Genomic DNA, 8,976 nt, shown 5'->3' on the forward strand with positions numbered 1-8,976 from the left:
ATTGTTCTAACTGTTATGATGATGCAGTCACTTTTGAACACGTTATTTCTTTCTTTTCTTTATTTTCAGTCCATTTAGCCAAAATAAACACTGAGATAAATTGCATAATCAAAGCAACAATAAATTTTCAGTCTTTTTGAATTAACATCTAATAGTATTTAAATTCATTTATTCAAGCAGATCATCGATGTATTCGTCTGTAAATGGAATTAACCCAGAAACGACCTTAGAAGCTAATATGCCTTCAGAGCTTATCTGTAATTGAACGTATTTATATTTTAATGATAAGCATTGTTTTCATTAAAGACTAAAATTAATTTTATTATGGTTATTCTATTAACCGATGGGTTTATTTATTTCTTCCAAAATACCTATCAATTCAAATATTTACAGGACAGGTCACTAAAATAGCGATTTTTTCAAACTATACTGGTAAAAATTACTAATAAAAAGAGGTCGCCTTATGTCTACTTTACCTCTCACGCATAAGCAAGTATATCGCTCTGCAAACCTAGATGAGAACACCTGTAAATCTACCAAGTATATTACACCTATTGATGAAATTGTTGGTCAGGATAGGGCGCAGCAAGCTGTTGAGTTTGCGATGTCTATTCCCGACCGTGGTTATAATATTTATGCCGTTGGTCAAAATGGTCTTGGCAAGAGAACAATGGTCTTACGTTATTTAAAGCGCCATAAACCCGTAGGGAACGGAGTATGTGATTGGTGTTATGTCACTAATTTTGATGATACGCGAAGCCCTAAAATTTTACAGTTACCAGTGGGCAGTGGGTTAAGCTTTAAAAAAGAAATTGAAAAAATAACATTAAAATTTGTTAAAGCAATTCCACTTGCGTTTGACAATGAGCTCTATTATAGCCGAACGGGTATATTAAAAAATCAGTTAGTCGATAAGCAAGAATCATTACTTGAATCATTAACTAAAGAGGCTAAGAGTAAAGGGATCAGTCTTGCTGTGACAACCCAAGGCGAGTATCAATTTATTGCTATGAATGGCGAAGAATTACATACCGAAGACAGCTTTGATGCGCTAGATAGACAAGAACAACGTCAGCTTGAATCTATTATCGATGAACTGGAAATAAAATTAAGAAGTTTGGTTCGTCAACTGACTGAATGGGAAGATAAATATTCGGATAAGATCGAGAAGTTGAATCAAGAAGTGGTCTCTCAAGTATTAAGTGTTAACTTTGAAGTGATTAAGGTTAAATATCAAGATTCAAAGGTGATCACTCAGCATTTAAAAGACATGGAAAAAGACATTTTAGAAAACTTTGATGTTTTTATTCAAGAAGGTAATGAAGATGCTGAACTTGCTTATGCGTCGTTAGAAAAGAAATTACCACGACGTTATCAAATCAATCTTATTGTTAGTCAAAAGACAGAACAGTTTCCCTTAATCGTTGAGGAAAGTCCTAGCTATCATAATTTGTTTGGTTATATAGAAAATGCAACCTTTAAAGGAACTGTATTTACTGACTTTTCCTTAATTCGCCCAGGTAGTCTTCATAAGGCAAATGGAGGTGTTTTATTAATGGATGCCGTAAAAGTGCTTGAACGCCCTTATGTTTGGGATGGTTTAAAGCGAGCATTACGTTCTCAAAACCTTAATTTAAGCTCATTAGAAAGGGAGGTAACCCTATCTGGAACGGTTTCTTTAGAACCAGAGCCGATCCCTCTTAATGTGAAAATTATTTTATTTGGTGATTACCAAACGTATCAACTGTTACAGCATTATGATTCTGAATTCAGTGAGTTATTCAAAGTTACGGCTGATTTTGAAGATGATATGCCAAGAACGGATGCTTCTGAGTTTCATTATGCTCAATTTATTTCGAGCATTGTAAATGATGGTAATATGCTGCAATGCGATAAAAGAGCGATAGAACGAATTATTGAATACAGCTCTCGTCAAACGGGAGATCAAAATCGTTTGTCGTTGCACTCTGCGGATATTTCTAATTTATTGAAAGAAACTAACTACATCGCACGAGCTGCGAATTCAAATATGATCCGTTTGAAGCATGTAGAATTGGCTTTATCTAATAAAGAACATCGTGTTAATCGGGTTCAAGATGGGGTTATGCAAAGTTTTGTTAACGGAACTACGTTGATGGAAACCGAAGGCCGTGTAGTAGGGCAGGTTAATGCGTTATCTGTGTTATCTACGTCAAATCATCAATTTGGAATGCCAAATAGAATTACAGCCACAACGTCATTTGGTAAAGGTGAAGTTTTTGATATTGAAAGAAAAGTCGAGTTAGGTGGAAGTATCCATTCTAAAGGTGTGTTGATACTGAGTGCATATCTTGCCTCTCTATTTGGGAGTGAAAAAACGATCCCATTAAAAACGTGTTTAGCATTTGAGCAATCTTACGGTGGTGTTGATGGCGATAGTGCATCGATGGCTGAATTCTGTTCTATTATTTCTGCATTTTCAGGAAAAGGTATAAGACAAGATATCGCTATTACAGGTTCAATGAATCAGTTTGGAGAGGCGCAACCTATCGGTGGAGTAAATGAAAAAATTGAAGGATTTTATCAAGTTTGTAAAATTAAAGGATTAAAAAGCTCTCAAGGGGTCATTATTCCTGAATCTAATGTTCAAAATTTGATGTTAAATACTGAAGTAACTCAAGCCATTGAAAAAGGTACATTTGCTATCTGGCCTGTTAAACGAGTTAGCGAAGCTATTGAGCTATTAATAGGTAAAATAATTAACACTGAAAGTAATGATGGTGTTTATGATATAATTCGTTCTAAATTAAGCGTTTAATCTTTAATCACCAAGAAAGGTATGAGATCAATCTTATGCCTTTTTTTATATTGTTATAAGAAATCTAAACTAATAATTAAAACGGTGATATAATTAAAAAATAAGATAACAATGAAATAAAAAGCGCTTCCTTCAAGGTTTTTTCTCGGCTGTAATTTATCTATTTCATATATTGAGGTTCTTACTATATGTACCATCCGCTTTCTCCACGATTGGATTTCGATACGTTTCTTGTCGTTCGTGGTAAAAAAACTTACATAGAAGAAAATTTATTACTACGGGTAAAACCTGTTGATATTAGTGGAACTGAATACTGGATTCCTATTGGTATCAATTGGAATGATGGTCAATCAACAAAAAGACGAAGAATGGAATTTGCACAAGTCCGTTTTGCTCGTAAAGGAAAACCATATTATAGCAAAGCGTATTATGCTGATTTTGATAATGAAGATAACGACGTTGATGCACGTTCTGAAGCAATTATTGAAGCGGCGTGGTCGATAGCAGAGTTGATTGAACAAGAAGAATATGAAACGGCAGATGACGCAAGAAAAACAAAAACCTTCACTGCAAAATCTGTTTATCAAGGCTTACATCCTAATATTCAATTAAAAGTATCAATGATAAATGGCACTCCTTATATTAATAGCCATTTTGAACGCCATGAAAATAAGCGTTCTTATCGTTCTCATAATTTCTCACGTAGTTTATATAACATTAATTTTGATGATCTCGGTAATTTCCTAGCAGAGTTAAATGCAATAGGTGAGGTATTAGATACGTATATGAAAACGAATGGTTCTGAAATTGAAAAGTTCAAGCCGAGTAAAACACTAATCACTACACCGCTATCTAGGTTTGAAATGCGTGAAATCTGCGACCAACTAATTCAAAAAGCAATGGATAGCAATAAAGTGATGTTTGAAAAAACATGGTTTGAATTTAAAAGAAAGCCAAAGAAAATTCAAATGATTGAATCGGAAGATAAATCTGAATTCATTGTAAAAAAAGAACATGCGAAAATAGGCACAAAAATAGAGATTAATAAATTCAAAGCATGTACACATCCAGCGCACGTATTGCGTAAAGTTGCCTTGATGAAAGCGAATTACAACTGGGCTAACTTTGAAAGTAAACGTAACGAAGAATCAGCGAAAGGGAAGTACTTTGTTGCTAAGCATCCATCTTCAGGAATAATCGGTGTCGTTGTTAAACGAAGAGAAAATGAAACGATATTCAAAGGTATTGTTGGCCAAACAGCACGAAGTAGTTATAAATTTAAAGAATTTTCTACTAAAGAAATGAGTGAAAAACTGGCATTTATTTCAGCGAAGCGTGCGTTTATTGAAAGTCGTGAAAATGAAAAGATGTGGTCTGACTATCATTTTAATAAAGAGTTTTTAGCTTATAAAACCCTTACGATTTAATTAAACCTATAATAAGTATTTAGGTCTTCATTTCTTTTTATAATAAATGAAGACGTGAATACTATTGATGTTGTTTATTAAAATATAGTTAGATCAAGATTAATTGGTTTTCCAAACCATACTGCAGATTCAGTATGATCACGATACTCATTCTCGGTTAAGGGATGTATTAAAATTGATAAATCAGAACGATTTGCCTCTAGCCATTGAAATACAGCTTGATAATCGTCTTCTCTAAAGGAAACTTGGCGACTCCATACTGGATGGGGACCAATCGGTTTTGTGTTTATATTCCCAATCTCAAAACCAAATGCTTTGTATAAGGCCTCTGTTAGAGCAACTGCACAATCAATATTATGTTCATTAAAATAGACATGAACATGAAACCCGTTATGTTCTGAATTCTTCATACTACTTTCTCTTTTTAATTATATACTACCCAATAGATTGAGATAACTGTGAGTGCGGATTCTATTAATCAGTTTAATATCTACATGATTATACTTTGAATCTCTTGAGAATAAATAAGCGCGAGTAATATAATAAAGGCCAAACCGAAGTTTAGCCTTTTATCGTTTGTTAGTATCTGTCGTTAGGGATTATTCCCAATCTAAGATTACTTTTCCTGACATTCCTGAACGCATCATATCGAAGCCTGCTTGGAAATCATCAATTTTGTAGTGGTGCGTAATGATTGGCGTTAGATCTAAGCCTGATTGAATCAAGCTTGCCATTTTATACCAAGTTTCAAACATTTCACGACCGTAGATACCTTTGATAACTAAGCCTTTAAAGATGACTTGGTTCCAATCTACTGCCATGTCTGATGGCGGAATTCCTAATAAAGAAATCTTACCACCATGGTTCATGTTGGTTAGCATGCTGTTGAACGCTGATGGATTACCAGACATTTCAAGACCAACATCAAAACCTTCAGTCATACCAAGATCTGACATTACGTCTTCAAGTTTCTCGTTCATCACGTTTACTGCACGAGTAACGCCCATTTTTCTAGCAAGATCTAAACGGAATTCGTTAACGTCAGTAATTACAACATGGCGAGCACCTACATGTTTTGCAACCGCAGCAGCCATAATACCAATCGGACCAGCACCAGTGATAAGAACGTCTTCACCCACTAAATCAAATGATAAGGCAGTGTGAACCGCATTACCAAATGGGTCAAAGATGGATGCTAGATCATCCGAAATACCTGCAGGGATCTTAAATGCATTGAATGCAGGAATAACTAAGAACTCAGAGAAAGCACCAGTGCGGTTAACACCAACACCTGTTGTATTACGACAAAGGTGAGTACGGCCGCCACGACAGTTACGACAGTGACCACAAGTAATGTGACCTTCGCCAGAAACACGGTCGCCAATCTCAAAACCACGAACTTCTTGGCCAATACCAACAACTTCGCCCACGTATTCGTGACCTACAACCATAGGAACAGGAATGGTTTTTTGTGACCACTCATCCCAGTTGTAGATATGTACGTCAGTACCACAAATAGCCGTTTTCTTAATACGGATAAGAATATCATTATGACCCATTTCAGGTTTTTCAACCTCGGTCATCCAAATGCCTTCTTCAGGTTTTAGTTTTGATAGTGCTTTAATTTTCATTATTTAATGATCTCCATGTCTTTACCTACTGCGATAAAGGCATCAATTGCGCGATCTAACTGCTCACGAGAATGAGCCGCTGACATTTGTGTACGAATACGAGCTTGGCCTTTAGGCACCACTGGGAAAGAGAAAGCAACAACATAGATGCCTTTTTCTAACGCACGCTCTGCGAATTCGGCGGCTAATTTTGCATCGCCTAACATAATTGGGATGATGGCGTGATCAGCTCCGCCCATAGTGAAACCAGCGGCTTCCATACGAGTACGGAAATGAGCAGAGTTTTCCCATAAGTTTGTGCGTAGATCGCCAGATTCAGCCAGTAAATCAAGAACGCGAATAGACGCAGAAACGATTGCAGGAGCAACAGAGTTTGAGAATAGGTACGGACGAGAGCGTTGACGTAACCAATCGATCACTTCTTTTTTGCCCGAAGTGTAGCCGCCTGATGCGCCACCCATTGCTTTACCTAGCGTACCTGTGATGATATCAATACGGTCGATAACATTGTGGTGTTCGTGAGTACCTGCGCCATTTTCGCCCATGAAACCAACAGCGTGAGAATCATCAACCATAACAAGTGCGTTGTATTTATCGGCTAAATCACAAATAGCAGGAAGGTTAGCAACCACGCCATCCATTGAGAATACGCCGTCTGTAACGATAAGCGTATGACGAGCACCTGCTTCTTTCGCGGCAATCAGTTGTTCTTCTAATTCAGTCATGTTGTTGTTTGCATAGCGGAAACGCATTGCTTTACAAAGACGAACACCATCAATGATTGATGCGTGGTTTAGAGCATCAGAGATGATTGCATCTTCTTTGCCTAAAATAGTTTCGAATAAACCTGCATTTGCATCAAAACATGAGGTGTAAAGGATGGTGTCTTCTTTACCTAAAAAAGTAGAAAGCTTTTCTTCTAGTACTTTATGAGAGTCTTGAGTACCACAAATAAAACGAACAGATGCCATGCCAAAGCCATGCTCATCCATGCCGTCTTTAGCTGCTTGGATAAGTGCAGGGTGGTTAGCTAATCCTAAGTAGTTGTTTGCACAGAAGTTTAGTACTTCTTGGCCTGTAGAAATAGAAACAGATGCTTTTTGAGCTGAAGTAATGATGCGCTCAGATTTGTATAAACCTTCGCTCTTTACTTCTTCAATTTGATTTTGGATCTGAGTGTAGAATGCAGAAGACATTGTGTTCCCTTCTTTTAGTTATAATTGTTGTACATAAAAAGTGTAATCAAAATCCGATAAATAGATTCTAATTCAAATCAATTACGACTATTATCCCTAAAAATGGAAAAGCATTAGTGAATCATGGTCACAAATAAACTTATTACCTTATTACCCGATCTTGCTACGTATATTGTAGTCGTTAATGAAGGAAGCTTTACGGCTGCAGCTAAAAAACTTGGGGTAACGCCATCTGCGTTGAGTAAGCTAATTACTCGATTAGAAAGTGCGCTATCTGTAAAGTTATTTGAGCGAACAACACGTAGCTTGCTTATTACTGAGTCGGGTAAAAAAATATATCAGCAATCCGTCATTATGGTTGAGGCGGCTCAGCAGGCGATTGATATTTCTAGTTCAGAGCATATAGTTCCCTCTGGGAGTTTGACGGTTGCTGCACCAAAAGCATTCTTAACGATAGTACTTCAACCTTTAGTGACTCCTTTTCTAACCCAATACCCTAAAATTCAATTAAAGCTAAGAGCCTCCGATGGTGATATAGATATGATAGCTCAAGGTATTGATGTGGTCTTTCGGTTAACGGATAAACCGACGGAAGGATTAATTATGAAGGAGATAGGGAAGGTTAATTTAAGTTTGTGTGCAAGCCCCTCTTATATAGAAGGGAGAGGGTTGCCTCTTCACCCAAAAGAATTACCTAATCATGATTGTTTGTATTTAGGAGAAACAACAACAGATCATATTTGGGAATTCGTGAAAGGCGACGAGAGTCATGTTATTGCAGTGACAGGTCGATATGCTGTTAACCATTCGCAGATGCGGCTAAATGGTGTTAAAGACGGATTTGGTATTGGGATATTTCCTGATTTTGTAATTAAAGAAGCGTTAGAGAATAACGATGTTGTTCCTGTTCTTTCTGATTGGCAGATAAAAGGAAATTATCATGGTGTTATCGCGATGCAGTATGCACAAAATAAATACATGCCATCAAGAATAAAAGTATTTACTGAGTTTGTAAGACAGAATTTAATGAAAGAGCAGAGCTAGTTATGAATAAATTAGAATTGCGATTATTGAGAGGCTTACCTGGTAGTGGAAAATCAACATTGGCAAAAACATTGGATTTGGTACATATAGAGGCGGATCAGTTTTTTGTGAATGATGATAATAAATATTGCTTTGAAGGATCATTATTAAGCTCGGCTCATCAATGGTGCCAATCTCAATGTGAATTTAATCTTTATCATGGTAGAAGTGTGGTGGTGGCGAATACGTTTGTTAAGCAGTGGGAAATGGATGCTTATCGGAAAATTGCCCAACAATACGGAGCAGTACTGAATATTGAAGTATGCAAAGGCCAATTTAAAAGTACGCACAACGTCCCTGAACTAGTAATAAAGAGAATGAAAAAGGATTGGCAAGCTTAGTCGTTGTAGGTTGTTTTCATATCGATCTGTTTGTTTTTTGAGCGATCGTTTTCTTTGTTTTAAAAAGTACTTGCAACTGCTTTCTAAATCTCTATACTTCGCATCCGTTGTCACAGCAAACCTTTCTTAGCAAGGGTTTACGGTTTCGATGTGAAGTGAAACATTAACGCGAACGGAGTTTTCAAAAGTTGCTTGCAACTTACTTTTAGTAATTGAAATGACACTTCAAACAAAACGAAAGTGAAAGCTTAGTTTTGAGCTCTTTAATAATTAGACCTTAGCAATCTGTGTGGACACTTATAGGTTGATAGTCAAAATAGCTTAACTTATTTATAAGTGAGCAACTATCAATGAACTGAGTGACTACACAAATATATTTATGTAAGAAATCAGTATAAATCATTGAGCCGGTTTTGTTTCTGCCCTCTTTTAATTAAGAAGACAGAGCAACCAAAAAACTTTAATTGAAGAGTTTGATCATGGCTCAGATTGAACGCTGGC

The 8,976-nt window shown here is 36.5% G+C and carries 7 protein-coding genes; 4 read left to right on the forward strand and 3 right to left on the reverse strand.

Annotation, left to right across the window (positions count from 1 at the left end):
- Positions 1-463: 463 nt before the first annotated feature.
- Both AACV33_RS19950 and AACV33_RS19955 read left to right on the forward strand, forming a co-directional pair.
- On the forward strand, positions 464-2,797 hold the full coding sequence (locus tag AACV33_RS19950) for a Lon protease family protein (protein ID WP_182700585.1): 2,334 nt from the start codon (positions 464-466) through the stop codon (positions 2,795-2,797).
- 188 nt (positions 2,798-2,985) lie between these two features.
- The gene (locus tag AACV33_RS19955; protein WP_182700586.1) at positions 2,986-4,224 is read left to right on the forward strand and encodes a hypothetical protein; all 1,239 of its coding nucleotides are present in this window, start codon (positions 2,986-2,988) and stop codon (positions 4,222-4,224) included.
- Between the two features lie 77 nt (positions 4,225-4,301).
- Here AACV33_RS19955 and AACV33_RS19960 read toward each other — a convergent pair whose 3' ends face one another.
- The 3 genes from AACV33_RS19960 to AACV33_RS19970 all read right to left on the reverse strand — a co-directional run bounded on the left by AACV33_RS19960 (position 4,302) and on the right by AACV33_RS19970 (position 7,051).
- Positions 4,302-4,634, reverse strand: a complete 333-nt coding sequence (locus tag AACV33_RS19960; RefSeq protein WP_182700587.1) for a DOPA 4,5-dioxygenase family protein — start codon at positions 4,632-4,634, stop codon at positions 4,302-4,304.
- Between the two features lie 189 nt (positions 4,635-4,823).
- Positions 4,824-5,855, reverse strand: coding sequence for an L-threonine 3-dehydrogenase (gene tdh, locus AACV33_RS19965; protein ID WP_012552112.1), 1,032 nt, complete (start codon positions 5,853-5,855; stop codon positions 4,824-4,826).
- Complete coding sequence (locus AACV33_RS19970; protein WP_017021464.1) at positions 5,855-7,051, reverse strand: glycine C-acetyltransferase; 1,197 nt, start codon at positions 7,049-7,051, stop codon at positions 5,855-5,857. Before AACV33_RS19970 ends, tdh begins: the two co-directional genes overlap by 1 nt.
- A gap of 123 nt (positions 7,052-7,174) precedes the next feature.
- Between AACV33_RS19970 and AACV33_RS19975 the strand changes: the two genes are divergently transcribed.
- Both AACV33_RS19975 and AACV33_RS19980 read left to right on the forward strand, forming a co-directional pair.
- Positions 7,175-8,095, forward strand: a complete 921-nt coding sequence (locus AACV33_RS19975) for a LysR family transcriptional regulator (RefSeq protein ID WP_017021465.1) — start codon at positions 7,175-7,177, stop codon at positions 8,093-8,095.
- A gap of 2 nt (positions 8,096-8,097) precedes the next feature.
- Positions 8,098-8,475, forward strand: a complete 378-nt coding sequence (locus AACV33_RS19980; RefSeq protein WP_065609328.1) for an ATP-binding protein — start codon at positions 8,098-8,100, stop codon at positions 8,473-8,475.
- The last annotated feature ends 501 nt before the right edge of the window (positions 8,476-8,976 follow it).

This window comes from Aliivibrio sp. SR45-2 (genome assembly GCF_963890165.1).
In the GTDB taxonomy this organism is placed as follows: domain Bacteria; phylum Pseudomonadota; class Gammaproteobacteria; order Enterobacterales; family Vibrionaceae; genus Aliivibrio; species Aliivibrio salmonicida.